Source organism: Synechococcus sp. R55.2 (assembly GCF_047462075.1).
Taxonomy (GTDB): domain Bacteria; phylum Cyanobacteriota; class Cyanobacteriia; order Thermostichales; family Thermostichaceae; genus Thermostichus.
In genome coordinates this window covers 1-13,992 of record NZ_JANSIH010000446.1, presented here as the reverse complement: position 1 = coordinate 13,992, position 13,992 = coordinate 1, and the positions used below count along the sequence as shown (strand labels likewise).

The window sequence follows — 13,992 nt, the reverse complement described above, 5'->3', positions numbered from 1 at the left end:
AAGCTCAGTAAATTCAGCAAAGTTCAGGGTTTTGGGGGTTAGAGGCATGCTCCCTAAACGCTCGGCGCCGCTTCCGCGACCATCCCTGGCTCCTTTCCCTCTGGGAGAGGGGGCAATGCAAACAACTGTAGATTTGTACAAACAACTGTAGATTTGTACTGAGATGATCTTGAGAGTTTTGGACTAGAGCTGGGTGGAGCTCTCCTAAGACTAGGTAGCCCGTAGCTGCACCGGCATAACCAAATAACAGAGCCGCATTGCCCCAAGGGGCTTCCAGATGGCCGGCTGCGTGGCGCCGTTTAGCTCCAGGCTCACCTGCTGCGTATGAAACACCCTGAGGGCATCCAGCAGGTAACGCACATTGAAGGCCAGCTCCAGGTCAGGACCAGACATCTGCACTGGCAACGATTCCTCGCCACTGCCCACATCGGGCGCCTCGGTGCTGATGCGCAGGGTTTGGGTTGCGGCAGAAAGATTGAACTTGACGATGTCGTTTCTTTGGGCAGCGAGTACTCCCACCCGCTCCAGCGACTCCATCAAGGGCCGACGCTCCAGGGTTACCTGCCGCTCAAATTGCTTGGGAATTAGGCGGTTGTAGTCGGGATATTGGCCCTCCAAGAGACGGCTGGTAATCCGCTGTTGGCACTGGGTTTTGCCGGCGCGAGGGGGCAGCACAAACTGCACCTGGGATCGGTCAAACCGCAATTCCACCGTAGAGGCCGCGGTCTGGGTGTCGAGGATGCGCTCCACCTCTCGCAAAGTGCGAGCGGGAATGGTGAAATCCAACCCTATTTCCCCATGGGCCGAAGCAACCGGGATCCCTTCGGCCTCCACCTGCACCATCGCCAGACGGTGCCCATCGGTGGCTGCAAACTCCAGGCAAGGGGGATCCCCCGCCAAGAGCTTGACATGCACCCCTGTGAGCACCTGCTTGGTCTCATCTCCAGAGGCCGCAAAAAGGGTTTGGCCGATCCCCTGCAACAGGCTCTCGATGGGCAGCTCCAGAGCCTGAGCTGTCGGGCTTTCCTCCCCCGCAAAATCGCCATCTGCGTCGGCGGTGCGGAGCAGTATTTCCGGTAGGGTGGGGTACTCTTCAGCCGACATGCTGCGCACTTGGTACTGGCCGGCTGCCGACATGAGAATCACAGGGGCACTCTCCTGGGCTTGGCTGCTCGCGTCAAGAGTCACTGGGCCGCTGGGCAGACGGCTGACGATGTCGCTGAGCAGCTTGGCCGGCAGGGTGGTGCGACCGGATCCCCTGACCTGAGCCTCGAACTCGCTGCGAATGCACAAGTTCAAGTCAAAGGCAGTGAGGGCAACCCGTTGAGTTTCCGCATCGACCTCTACCAACACGTTGGCCAAAACGGGCAGGGCGGGGCGGCTGGCCACAGCCCGTCCAACGGAAGTGAGGTGGTGGCTGAGATCGGCTTGCTCGCAGGTGAAGCTAAAACCCTCCAGCGGCGCGTCAACAGCTTCGTTAAAGCGGCTCTCCCCACAATAGGGAGCTGCAGTCTTGCTGCTGCGCAACACCGGCGCGAACGACTCGGTTTCCGATTCTCGATCCACAGGACGCTGAGCTTGCACCATGGGGGGCACTTGAGGGCTGCACACGCAGATCCTACACCGACTGCCCCGGTTGGATCCCTGCCCTTGCAGACAAGTTTTGGAAAATTTGCCTCGCGCGTAGGACAGATCTGAAATTTCGATCCCTGCCTAATTTAATTTTTTGATCTAGTAGTAGTAGGGGCTGTGGAAACTGTGGAAAGTGATCGTCAACACCTTGTGCCATGAGCTTTTGAGCCTATTCCCCACCTGTGGAAAAACTGTGGATAACTTGGCCACTTTTCCACAGGGTATTTATACCTGTTAATAACTTGGGGGTTTTTTCCACAGGTTTTCCACAGATTTTCCAGGTTTTTCCACAGGTTTTCCACAGGCTAATGTTATGGTTTTCTGACAAATTCATAAAAATTAACGCACAGTCAGTGTGAGATCCCCTAAGGTAGTGAATCCTTCCCCCTAGATATGGCTGGGGATTCCACCGGAGCTGGGGCGGGCTTCGCTGGATTTCCACAGGTTTTCCACAGGCTGTCGAAGAAAGCCTGGGATATTGCTCTGGGCTTGTCGGCCTTGCCTGGCCACCTGTGAGCTGACACGGGATTTTTGGCAAGACCCCAGAGGAGCGGGAAAGCGCTCTACGCACCAGAAGCGGCAAAGGAGGTCAGGATGAGGATGGGACAGCGCCTGACCCAAAATTGGGCTGCTGCAGGAGCGAGTCGCAATAGGGATGCGGTCTAGAGTCCGTACCCGCGAAGGGCCAGGCGTAGGTCAACGGGATCCGTTTTGGTGATGGCGGGAGCGCAGCACGATCACGTCAGAAAGCTGGCGCAGTTGACTTTGAACCTGGGTGAGCTGTTTCTTATCACGTACATCGATACAGAGATCGATCAGGGCGGTGCGGTTGGCAAAAGTTTGTACCTTAGCATTGCGAACATTAATGCCTTGATCCGATAGACGGGAAAGAATGTCCCGCAGCACCCCAACGCGGTCGATAACCTCCAGATGCAGTTCTACCGGGTAGATCTGGGCGCTCTGCCGCAGTTGCTCTTCGTTCCATCGTACCGGCACCAGCCGTTCCCCCGAAACCTGGGCCACCCTTGGGCAATCCCGGTGATGGATGCTGATCCCCTTAAAGCGGGTGACCACGCCCAAGATCGGATCCCCCGGCAGCGGATTACAACACTTGGCCAACTGGTGTTTCAGACCCTCCACCCCCAGAATGGGAGATTGGGATTTGATAGAACTGGGAGCCGCAGAAGCCCGTGGCAACAACAGCTTGGATCCCTCAAGCGATTCCTCCTCTGTGGGAGCAGATACTGCCGGCCTGCTGACCTCCTGCAGCCGATGGATCACCAGCGTGGGGGTTGTCTCACCATAACCCAGAGCGGCTAACAAATCCTCTACGCTGGCGTAGTTGAGCTTTTCGGCTACCTTCTGCATCCGCTCTGATTTGAGCAGGGCATCAAAGCCCGTTTTGCCCAGCTCCCGCTCCAGCAAATGCCGGCCCCGCGCGATGTTTTGCTCGCGATTGGAGCGCTTAAACCATTGGCGAATGCGATTGCGGGCAGAGCTGGTGGCAACGAAATTGATCCAGTCCAGGCTGGGATGGGCATTTTTGTGCGTGATGATCTGCACAATGTCGCCGTTGCGCAGGCGGGTATCCAGGGGCACGATCTTGTTGTTTACCCGCGCTCCTGCACAGTGATCCCCAATTTCGGAGTGGATGCGATAGGCGAAGTCCACCGGACAGGATCCCTGGGGCAGGGCCAGCAAGTCCCCCTTGGGCGTGAAAACGTAAACCTCGCTCTCAAACAGATTCTCGCGAAGGGTGTCCAGATACTCTTTGTCGTCTTTGAGGTCGTTTTGCCACTCCAAGAGCTGCCGCAGCCAGGTGAAGCGCTCCTCGTCCGCCTTGACGGTGGTGCTGCCGGCCTCCTTGTACTTCCAGTGGGCGGCGATCCCGTACTCAGCCACGCGGTGCATCTCTTCGGTGCGGATCTGCACCTCCACCGGTCTTCCCTGCGGGCCAATCACCGCCGTATGCAAAGATTGGTAACGATTGGCCTTGGGCAGACCAATGTAGTCTTTGAAACGCCCAGGGATGGGGCGAAAGCAGTTGTGAACGACTGCCAGCACCCGATAGCACTCGCTGTTGGTATGCACGATCACCCGCACTGCCGAGAGATCGTAAATCTCGTGAAATTCTTTGTGCTGCTGCTGCATCTTGCGATAGATGCTGTACAAATGTTTGGGCCGTCCGCTGATCTCAAAGCGTTCCAGTCCCGCTTGAAGAAGGTTCTGCCGCAGCTCTTCGATAAAAGCTTGGATCTCGGCCTCTCGCTCGGCGCGCTTGGCGTTGACCAATTCCTGAATCTTCCGGTAAGCCTCGTAGTCCAGATACTTAAAAGCCAAGTCTTCCAGTTCCCATTTGAAATGCCAGATCCCCAGCCGGTTGGCCAAAGGGGCGAAAATTTCCATGGTTTCGGCTGCAATTTGCCGTTGCTTACTGGGGGAGAGATACTGCAGCGTGCGCATGTTGTGTAAGCGATCCGCCAGCTTGACCACGATGACTCGAATATCTTTGGCCATGGCCACAAACATGCGGCGGAAATTTTCCGCTTGCTGCTCGGTTTTGCTGGAGAAATTGAACTTAGAGAGTTTGGTAACTCCTTCTACCAGTAGGCGAACTTCAGAGCCGAATTCAGCTTCCAGGGCTTCTGGGGTAACTTCTGTATCCTCAATAACATCGTGCAAAAGGCCCGCTGCCACCGTCACCGCATCTCCCCCCAGCTCCCGCAGGAGAGTGGCCACGGCTACCGGATGGGCAATGTAGGGATCCCCTGATTTGCGTTTTTGGCCCTGATGCAAACAATAGGAAAACTCAAAGGCACGGCGCAGCAGATTGGCTTCTTCAGCCGTGTAAGGCCGCAGCCCATCGCCGGGATCCTCGGCACCGGAAAGCAGAGCACGCAGCCACCCTGGCACCTCAAAACCGAGGCTATTCAGGTCGAGACCTCCATCTGAGGTGGCAATGACAGCCGTCTGACCCATGCGAACCCGGCGAAAAGGGATGTTTGATTACTGACTATAGTTCATCCAGCTTAACCGCCGACAGATCAAGAGGGAAAAAACGGGTGGAATAGAAAGAAGCATTGGCTGTCTGCCAACGCCGACCGCTTGCCATCCTCGGCAGATCGAGAGTCAGTCTTCGCTCCACTCCTCGCAGTTGCCGATCAAATCGCAGAGGGGATCCGAGGGGCAGTAGTCTTGCAGCTCCAGCTCTTGGGCAATCGCCTGCCACTCCCGCTGCGGGAAAAAGGGTTGCAGGTGGGCAATGGCTGCAGAGCGGCGTAAGACCCCCTGCTGAATGAGGCGACGAGCTTCCTCCTGGATGGCCTCAACCGCATAGTGGGTGGCTTGTAAAGTGGGCATAGCTTAACCTACACGTGGAATGGATGGGACGCACCGAAGGGTCAGGGAAAATCTTGCCTCGCTACCCCCATCATAGAACTGGGTCTCGTTTCGTAGCAAGAGATACAAGTTTGTATTGCAGGCAACCTTAAGGTCCGCTTAAAAGCCCAAGCCATCGGCTCCTGCGGTCACTATGCCTTTTTCTGGGTTCAGAGTGACGATAGATCCATCCCGGATTAAGCGGGTAGCATCCTTGACCCCCACCAGCACCGGCACCCCCAGCCGCAGGCCAATGACTGCTGCATGAGAGGAGGCTCCCTCTTCTTCGGTAATCACGCCGGCTGCCTGTTTGATGGCCTCCACATAGTTGGCGTCGGTGGATTGGGCAACCAAAATGTCTCCGGCGGTGATTTTGCCGGCATCGAGGCTGGATCTCAAGATGCGGGCCGGGCCGCTGACAATGCCTTTGCCAAACCCTTTGCCTTGAGCCACCACCGCTTTCACCACATCCACCTTGATCAGATCGGTGGATCCCGCAACGCCTGGCAGGGTTCCTGCACTGAGCACCACCAAGTCGCCATCCTTGAGCAAGCCATCTTCCTGAGCCAAGCTGATGGCCGCTTGAAAGGTCTGGCGGGTGGTGGCCAAATCCATAACCAACAGCGGATGTACCCCCCAAACCAACTGCAGCCGCCGTGCCACTTCCACATGGGGGGTTACGGCTAGGATGGGAGTGCGGGGGCGAAACTTAGAGACATTGCGAGCAGTAGCCCCCGTTTTGGTCAGGGTCATCACGGCTACGGCATCCAACTCCTGGGCGATCTCCCCCACGGCGCGGCTGATCGAGTCGGTGATCAGGGTTTTGGGCCGCATTCCAGCAGGACTGTTGCCGTTGTTTTGGCTCAGCTCCTGCATGGCAAGGGCGCGAAGGCGTTGTCGTCGGTCGGCGGAGGTCAGGTCAAAGTAATCGCGCTCGGTGCGCACGGCAATGCGGGCCATGGTGGCAACGGCCTCGACAGGGTATTTGCCCACAGCCGTCTCGTTGGAGAGCATGACGGCATCGGTGCCATCCAAAATGGCGTTGGCCACATCGGAGATTTCGGCACGGGTAGGCCGGGGGCTGTGCACCATGCTGTCCAGCATTTGGGTGGCCGTAATTACCGGGATCCCCAGGGAGTTGGCCAGGGCGATCACCCGCTTCTGCAGGATCGGCACCTCTTCCGCGGGCAGCTCTACCCCCAGATCTCCCCGCGCCACCATCACACCGTCGCTGAGGGCCAAAATCTGGGGCAGTTGTTCGATGGCCTCGTGTTTCTCGATCTTGACGATGATGGGTACCCGCTTGTCGGCTGAGCCGGAAGAAGGCCGTTTGGCTGAGGCAATGAGCTCCCGCAGCTCCAGCACATCAGAGGGATCCCGCACAAAGCTGAGGGCCACCCAATCCACCCCTTGGTTGAGGCCGAAGTAGAGATCTTCTTTATCCTTTGGGGTCACGGCGCGGATGCTCAGGCGCACACCGGGGAAATTGACCCCCTTGTTGTTGGAGAGGGTACCCCCGACAATGGTGCGGCAGAAGAGTTCGCCCGCTTCCGGATCCACGGCTTCCACCCGCATCTCCACTCGACCATCGTCGATGAGGATCGTCGCTCCTTCGGGCACTTCTTGGGCCAGCTTGTCGTAGGTGACCCAACTGCGCTCTTGGGATCCCAAGACGGGCTTACTGGTCAACACAAAGGGATCCCCAGCCTTGAGGGTGATCGAGCCTTCGGCGAACTTGCCCAAGCGGATTTTCGGCCCCTGTAGGTCTTGCAAGATGGCGACCTGAATGCCCAGATCCATCGAAGTTTGGCGGATCAGGCGAATGCTGCGGCGGTGTAGCTCGTGATCCCCATGGGAAAAGTTGAGGCGAAGGGTAGTTGCCCCTTGCAGGATCATCTCCCTGAGAATGGCCGGGTTTGAGCTGGCAGGGCCAATGGTGGCGACAATTTTGGTGCGTCGAAAAGAATCGCTCAAATGCATGTCCACTGTTCCCAAGGGAGAGCAGCCCAGATCCTTCCCCCACATAGGGATCTCTCTGATTACGATAACCCGTTATGTCTTTTTTGAGGCACCGCTTTTTTAAAATCCCCAGCGAGAGAGGATGGGAAAATAGGCAAAGCAGAGTGTAGAGATCCATCTGGAGTCGAGCGATGCCGGTTGCCCCCGAATACGCCTTCCCCTTCGAGCACCATCAGAAGTTCTCTCTGGATAACCCCACTATCTCCAGCCCAGGGGTTTCCAAGCGGGAATACATAGCCAGCAGAGTACTGCAGGGTATCGTGAGCAATCCCCAGACTCCCGTCGGCGATTTGTCTCCTGAGCAACGACAGGCTTTGGTCTATACGGCGGTGTTGTTGGCAGATGATTTGTTGGCGGCCCTCGGCGCTCAGTAGAGAGGTTCTTGAGATTGCAGCGCACCCTCTTGGGGTGAGGTTTAGGCCGAGGTTGACCGTTCGCGGCGGGGGGCCGTAGGCTCTGCTACTACATACGCCGCAGCCGTTGAGTCAACTCTTCCCCCAAGCGCATCCATTCTGCCATCCCTTCGGGACTCACCTGTCGGTCATTTTGCCAAAGAATGAGGTGGGCGCCAGCTCCTTCGGCGCAATAGTTGGGATGCTGCTCCCAAAAACCAAGGACGCCGGGATGAAAACGTAGCCGAACTTGGGCTTCATCCTGTCCTCGCAAGAGATAGCTCCGAGAAAACTTAGGGTGGCTCTCGAAATTGATATCTTGCATGCCAAAAGCTTTGGCGATGCCGTGGAAAAAGGCATTTTCGGGGTGCAGCCGAAAACGCGGCAGATGAAGATCCTCGTGATAGGCGTAGAAGACGGACTGGCGATAAGTGCTAGAACTCTTGCCACTGCCGCGGGTGTATTGGTAATCAAAAACGGTAATCTCAGTGCCATCGATCAGCCGCTTGGACATCGAATTATAGAAACGCCGCCCATGGCCTCGTTCAAACAGTCCAAAGCCTGCTTGCAACAAGCGAGATCGAATCTCTTCAGGCAACTGGGCAGAAAAGCGCATTCCTAGCTGTGCAGCTACCCGCTCCAGAGCTTCTCGACGTTTCTTGTCTTGATAAAAGGCCAGGGCTAACATCCCGACCGCCAGAGCTAAAAACAGGATAAAAATAAGCCACTCCATACCGTCTCCCTCGGCTTAGCCACTGCAGTGCCCATCCCCACAATACCTGAGCGGATCCCCAAAAGGATCCCTGCCTGGGCAACTGCTTTCGACCATTCAACCGAGCAGTCTTTTCTTATCCTTTGTGGAGAGTTGGGAGAGTTAATGTAGAGAGTTGACCCAAGACAGTAAGGGCTGTCAGCGCTCACCCAGGGTTGTAAGGCATTCAAGAATCCTCACTTTTCAAGCTGGTGAGCATGTTTGTTTCGATTTAGGTTGAGACACTTCCCAACTGCTCCGCCTTGCTTCCGCAACCACCTCCAGGCAAAGGGAGAGAGGAGCCAGGAAGCAATACAACTAAACAGTTTCGTTGCTGCTTAAAGTGATCACTATAAATGATCAGTTTTATATCATGTGTTTAGAGCTTGACGAAATTGTAGGGAGCAGTAAAGTTGTTGTAGCGAATGCGCAGCCGCCCTTGAAAGGTGTGGTCTAGCTCCTCCACTTTTTGGGCAAAAACCGGCTCATCTTCCCAATTGATCAAAAACGAGCCGTTGTAGGCCATGTTTTCGGTGAGCAGATCTCCTTCCACGCGGTCGCTGGCCAAGGGGCTTAGGGCTGCTGTGAAGGCTTGGGCAATGCGCTGACGCCGCTGCTCCAAGAGTTGCTCTAGAGCCCGTCCGATCTCAACTACCGCGTCCAATCCCAAAGGAGCGCCGGCCATTTCGTCCCGCCGAGCTTTGAGGGCAGGGTTTTCCTCTAGCCCCAGCTTGAGCTCCTGCTCGGGATCCCAGAAGACCTTTACTCCCACCTCCCGCTTGCCCTCTAGGCGCTCCAGCAGAGCCAGCAGATCCGCCAAGCGGGGCTGCACCAAGTCCCGTTCCACCTGCTCCCAGCCGCTGACCACCAGACCAAATTGCAGGGGCAGCAGAGCCCGATGTCCCTCGTTCATCACTTTTTCCAGCACGGCTTCATGGGCAAGCAAGTTGGCCCGGCTGGCCAGGTAGCGCTCCTGTCGAGCCTGGGAGTACAAGAAGGCCAGGGATCCCAGCCCGTGAACCTGCACCGGCTGCTTGTCCAATCCCACCACACTCAGGTGGCGCGGGCCGGGGGCAGCGACGATCCCGTAGAGGTAGAGGGAGCTATGGGGATTTGCCGTTGGCATTGCTGCGGGCATCTCCGATCAGCCACGTGAGGTTGGACTCTTCGGTGTCGATGGCATTGCCATCCGAGGAAATGCAGTAGCGACCCATCACCATCTGGTGGCGCAGGGTTACGCCTGCCGCGATCTGGGTGTAGTTAAAAATTAAGCTGCCATCCAGCGTACACCCTTCATTCAACACACATCCGTAGCCAATTGCCGTGGGGCCGATGAGTTTGACCCCGTCCGCCAAATAGCTGCTGGCCCCGATGTAGACCGGTGGCTCGATGTGGATGCGATCCCAGTTGGCGCGGATGTTGATCCCCGTCCATACGCCGGGTTGAATCTGGATCCCAGGCACCTTGACTCCCTTGATCTCGCCGCGCAGCACTTTTTGCACCGCCAGCCAGTAGTCGTGGGTGCGGCCAATGTCCACCCACTGAAAGTCAGCCGTGATCCCATAAAAGGGGGCACCCGCTTTCACCAAGGCCGGGAAGAGATCGCTGCCGATGTCGTAGGGGCAGCCGGGGGGAATGTAGTCGAACACTTCCGGCTCGAAAACGTAGATGCCGGTGTTGATGGTGTGGCTGAGGGCCTCTTCCCGCCTGGGCTTTTCTTGGAAGGCAGTGATGCGACCCGTCTCGTCGGTGACTACCACCCCATAGCTGGAGACCTGGCTGGGATCCACCTCCCGCAACACCACGGTGGCCAGCGCTCCCTTGGATTTGTGGAAGTTGACGATCTGCGTGAGGTTCAGGTCGATCAGGGCATCCCCACAGAGCACCACAAAGGTACTGTCGAAAAATCCGGAGAAATCCTGGATCTTGCGCATACCGCCAGCGGAGCCCAGAGGTTCGGCCACCGGCTGGCCGTTCTCAAAGTGACCCTCGAACGAAAAGCCGATGTGAACCCCCCACTGCTGCCCATCGCGGAAGTAGTCTTCGATTTGGTGGGCCAAGTGGCTGGTGTTGATCATAATTTGGTTAAACCCATGTTCCCGCAGCAGCTCCACCAAAAATTCCATGACAGGCTTGTGCAAAATGGGGATCATCGGCTTCGGCATCATGTAGGTGATGGGCCGCACTCGCGTGCCTTTGCCTGCTGCCAGGATCATGGCTTTCATGCCGTCGTCACTCCTCCGGGCTAACCGTGCTCTGACTTTATCATCCCAGGATCGGCATTCCAGAGAACCGGCGGGGCTTTCAAGAGGCTGGGGAATCGCTGCCGGGATTCCGATCCCCTACAATCAAGGGGGCTTGCTTTTCTGGGAGAGCCCGCTTGCTGCCGGCCTGTCTCTGGGCATTCTCGCTGATGTTTCCCCCTAGGCCCCTCGTTCTAACCCGTCTCTACCAGGAGTCCACTCGGCAGGCGGGGATCCCGAGATTCTTGTGTTTGTTCATACCAATTACTTCCGGCCCAAGATCAGATCAAGGTCAGATGTAGATGTAGATGCTGAAAAAATGCTGGATGGCCGTCCCGACAGCCCACCCATCACGATTGCTCTGGCCAAGGGGGCCCTGCTGCCTGAGGCCATTCAATGTCTGCAGCAGGTGGGGATCGATTTTAGTCGTTTTTTGGATCCCGGCAATCGCCTACTGCGGATTGAGTCCCCCACCCGGCTGAACGGGCAACGCTACGAAGCGCTGCTGGTGCGCACGCACGATGTGCCGGTGTATGTGGAGTACGGGCAGGCGCAATTGGGCATTGTCGGCTACGACGTCTTGCGGGAGCGCTATGCCGGCACCGAAGCGCGGGTGGCCCACCTGTTGGATCTCCAATTTGGCCACTGTCGCATGTCGGTGGCCCTTCCCCAAGATAGCCCCTACCACTCGGCAGCTCAGTTGCCTGCTCATGCCCGCGTGGCTTCTAAGTTTGTCGGCTGCGCCCGGGAGTATTTTGACCGTCTAGATTTGCCGGTGGAGCTTATCTCTCTCTATGGTTCGGTGGAGTTGGCCCCCCTCACCGGCATGGCCGATGCCATCGTCGACTTGGTAGCCACAGGGCGCACCCTGAGGGAAAACGGCCTGATTGAGCGAGACTGCCTATTCGAGAGTACAGCTCGCCTGATTGCCCATCCCATCAGCTACCGTGTCAACCAACAGCCTATCCGCGAGTTGATCACCCAGATTCGGGAACGCTGGCTGGGATCCCTGTTGGTGGGTGGCTAATTTTGAGGCACTTCCTCTGAGGGGGATCACGATTGCGTACAATGGGGGCATTCGGGCTTATTTCCCCCAGCAGCGTTCAGATTCAAAAAAGGTTTTTCGAGGTTGATTATGCGGTACCGTCCACTGCTCGCCATCCTGTTGGCGCTTTGTTTGAGCGTCTTTGCTGTTCCGGCTAAGGCTGCCAAGGCGCCGCTGACCTATGACCAGATCCGCAACACCGGCAAGGCCGCCATTTGCCCTTCGGTCTCGGACAACGCCCGGGGCCGTATCGAGGTGCCCAGGGGGGGATCCCTGAAGCTGACGGATGTCTGCTTCCAGCCGGTGCAAATTGAGGTGGAAGAGGAAAAGCGGAACGGCGAGAAAGAGTTCATCAAGGCCAAAAACATCATGATCTCAGCGGCCACTCTGGGGCCGATTAAAGCCGAGGTGACTCCCAAAGACGGTGCGCTGGAGCTCAAAGTGGTGGATGGGATCACCTTTCAGCCGACCACCGGCCAAATGCCCCGCCGCGAGCTGGTGCCGTTTCTGTTTAGCGTGAAAGACTTGGTCGCCACTGCCCAGGGCTCCGCCATTGACCCTTCGACCGATTTTGAAGGGGAGTTCTTGGTGCCCGGCTATCACAGCAGCACCTTCCTCGACCCGCGCGGGCGGGGATCCAACACCGGCTACGACACTGCGGTAGGTCTACAGGCTGCCAAAGATGATTTTGCCACCAACCGCAAGGTGGACGAGGTTTCCCAGGGGAAAATGTCCCTGCGGATTGCTCGCGTGGATCCCAGCACTGGCGAAATGGCGGGATCCTTTGTTAGCATTCAGCCTTCCAGCACCGAGCAAGGGGCGATGGAACCCCACACTGTTCGCGTTCAAGGCTTGTTTTACGCTCGCCTGGCGCAGGAGTCTTGAAGAGGCTTGAGGAAAGCCGAGAAGAGATCCAATTTCGGGCTTGAGATGGGCAGAGATCCCGGCGATCCCTGCCTATTTCTGTTGATACTATGTCTGTCTGGGTTTGCCCGTTGGGGAAGTGTGCAGCGATGGTGGGATCCCACAGCGTCTGTTTTGATCGGGCCGCCGATTTTTACGATGCCACCCGCAGCTTTCCTCCCGGCGTAGATGAAGCGATCGCCGATGCAATCTTGGCCGCGGTGGAAGCCACCCCTGAGACCCACTTTCTCGAGGTGGGCATTGGGACAGGACGCATTGCCTTGCCGCTGATCCGTCGCGGCTATTCCTATTCCGGCATCGACATTTCCGAGCGCATGCTGGCCGTCTTGCGGCACAAAATTCAACAAAGTCTGGGCCAAATGCCGCCACAGGTTCATTTGCAGATGGCCGATGCCACCAACCTGCCTTTTAGGGAGCAGTGTTTTGATGCGGTGATCACGGTGCATGTGTTGCACTTGATCCGCGAGTGGCAGCAGGCGATTGGCGAGATCCGTCGCGTGCTCAAGCCAGGTGGGGTCTACCTCTACGGCTATGGAGAGCGGGTGATGAGCGCCCGCCACTCGTTCGAGGCCCGGTGGACAGGCATTCTGGCAGAGCTGGGATTTGAATCCCAACAGGTTGGAGCCGATGCCGAGCAGGTGGAAGCGTTGTTGCAGTCTCAAGGGGCTCATGTGGAACAGAGGACAGCGGCAGAGTGGCAGACGGCCATCGCTGCCCAAGCTTTGTTTGATCTGTACGCTCAGCGCTGCTACAGCAGCTCCTGGCCGATCCCAGAGGAGATCTTCCAGGCGGCCATTGCCCGCTTGCGAGCTTGGTTTGGCGAGACTTATCCCGATCCCAAGGCAATTCTGCTGGGGGAGAGCCGATTTCAGATGCTGCTGGCCCGCTGGTAGGGATCCCTAGGCGACCTTGGGATTAGGGATGTGATCCTGAAAATCGTGCTGGTCGAACACGTAAACGGTGCGAATCGGGTAGGGGATGACCAATCCGGCTCGGTCGCAGGCCTGTTTGAGAGCCATCATCACCTGAGTGCGGACGCGCCGCACCTCCGGCTTGCGGGGCCGAGTCCAGTAGCGCACCACAAAATCAATGGAACTGTCTCCGAACCCCACAATGTCCAACTCAAAGGGGGGATCCGCCAGCACCCCCTCGACCCCCTGCATGGCTTCCCGCAGCACCTCCAGAGCTTTGGGCAGAGGTGTATTGTAGTCGAGGCCAATTTCCAGATCGGTACGGCGGAAGGGGCGATCGGTCAAGACCGTGATCGGGCTGGTAAACACAATAGCATTGGGAATGACCACGCGCTCCCCCTGATAGGTGCGAATCTGGGTGGAGCGAATGCTGATTTCTTCAACGGTGCCTTCGAATTCTCCGACGATAATTTGGTCGTTGAGTTGAAAAGGCTCGTTCAAAAGCAGCAGCACACCCGCCAAGAAGTTCTTGAAAATGTCTTGAAAAGCAAAACCAATGGCTACCGACCCTAACCCCAGTAGCCCGATGAGGTCACCCAAGCGCAGATCCGGGAAAGCCACCACGCTGGCCGCGAGGATCCCGACCACCCAGGCGCCCACTTGGCCGATCTGCACCAGCAGCATTTGCACGCTGTCT

General features: G+C 57.3%; 12 protein-coding genes. 4 read left to right on the top strand and 8 right to left on the bottom strand.

The window, feature by feature from the left end:
* Positions 1 to 210: 210 nt before the first annotated feature.
* From dnaN to pyk, 4 genes are all read right to left on the bottom strand, one after another.
* Positions 211 to 1,587, bottom strand: coding sequence for a DNA polymerase III subunit beta (gene dnaN / locus NW838_RS15180; RefSeq protein ID WP_414428327.1), 1,377 nt, complete (start codon positions 1,585 to 1,587; stop codon positions 211 to 213).
* Between the two features lie 741 nt (positions 1,588 to 2,328).
* Positions 2,329 to 4,611 carry a RelA/SpoT family protein gene (locus tag NW838_RS15175; RefSeq protein ID WP_414357780.1) on the bottom strand — a complete coding sequence of 761 codons (2,283 nt, stop codon included), beginning with the start codon at positions 4,609 to 4,611 and terminating at the stop codon, positions 2,329 to 2,331.
* 150 nt (positions 4,612 to 4,761) lie between these two features.
* Positions 4,762 to 4,992 (bottom strand): DUF4327 family protein, encoded by a 231-nt coding sequence (locus NW838_RS15170; RefSeq protein ID WP_414342658.1) that lies wholly within the window; start codon positions 4,990 to 4,992, stop codon positions 4,762 to 4,764.
* 138 nt (positions 4,993 to 5,130) lie between these two features.
* Positions 5,131 to 6,990 (bottom strand): pyruvate kinase, encoded by a 1,860-nt coding sequence (gene pyk, locus NW838_RS15165; RefSeq protein WP_414357781.1) that lies wholly within the window; start codon positions 6,988 to 6,990, stop codon positions 5,131 to 5,133.
* Between the two features lie 170 nt (positions 6,991 to 7,160).
* Here pyk and NW838_RS15160 point away from each other — a divergent pair, with 170 nt between their 5' ends.
* Positions 7,161 to 7,403 carry a hypothetical protein gene (locus NW838_RS15160; RefSeq protein WP_414351871.1) on the top strand — a complete coding sequence of 81 codons (243 nt, stop codon included), beginning with the start codon at positions 7,161 to 7,163 and terminating at the stop codon, positions 7,401 to 7,403.
* An 88-nt stretch (positions 7,404 to 7,491) separates the two neighbouring features.
* Here the strand turns inward: NW838_RS15160 and NW838_RS15155 are convergent, their stop codons facing one another.
* From NW838_RS15155 to NW838_RS15145, 3 genes are all read right to left on the bottom strand, one after another.
* Positions 7,492 to 8,154: a hypothetical protein gene (locus tag NW838_RS15155; RefSeq protein ID WP_414428326.1), complete on the bottom strand. Its 663-nt coding sequence runs from the start codon at positions 8,152 to 8,154 to the stop codon at positions 7,492 to 7,494.
* Between the two features lie 397 nt (positions 8,155 to 8,551).
* A complete protein-coding gene (locus tag NW838_RS15150) occupies positions 8,552 to 9,298 on the bottom strand; it encodes a GvpL/GvpF family gas vesicle protein (protein ID WP_414357783.1) in 747 nt (248 codons plus the stop codon).
* Entirely contained in the window at positions 9,276 to 10,397 is a 1,122-nt protein-coding gene (locus NW838_RS15145; protein ID WP_414357784.1) for a sugar phosphate nucleotidyltransferase, read from the bottom strand. Before NW838_RS15145 ends, NW838_RS15150 begins: the two co-directional genes overlap by 23 nt.
* Positions 10,398 to 10,734: 337 nt before the next feature.
* Here NW838_RS15145 and hisG point away from each other — a divergent pair, with 337 nt between their 5' ends.
* The 3 genes from hisG to NW838_RS15130 all read left to right on the top strand — a co-directional run bounded on the left by hisG (position 10,735) and on the right by NW838_RS15130 (position 13,277).
* Complete coding sequence (gene hisG, locus NW838_RS15140; protein WP_011433162.1) at positions 10,735 to 11,442, top strand: ATP phosphoribosyltransferase; 708 nt, start codon at positions 10,735 to 10,737, stop codon at positions 11,440 to 11,442.
* Between the two features lie 108 nt (positions 11,443 to 11,550).
* Positions 11,551 to 12,345 (top strand): photosystem II manganese-stabilizing polypeptide, encoded by a 795-nt coding sequence (locus NW838_RS15135; protein WP_414342666.1) that lies wholly within the window; start codon positions 11,551 to 11,553, stop codon positions 12,343 to 12,345.
* A gap of 89 nt (positions 12,346 to 12,434) precedes the next feature.
* Positions 12,435 to 13,277 (top strand): class I SAM-dependent methyltransferase, encoded by an 843-nt coding sequence (locus NW838_RS15130; protein ID WP_414358263.1) that lies wholly within the window; start codon positions 12,435 to 12,437, stop codon positions 13,275 to 13,277.
* 6 nt (positions 13,278 to 13,283) lie between these two features.
* On the opposite strand, the gene NW838_RS15125 is transcribed toward NW838_RS15130, so the two are convergent.
* Positions 13,284 to 13,992: mechanosensitive ion channel family protein (locus NW838_RS15125; RefSeq protein WP_414428325.1), on the bottom strand; the 709-nt coding region annotated here is incomplete at its 5' end.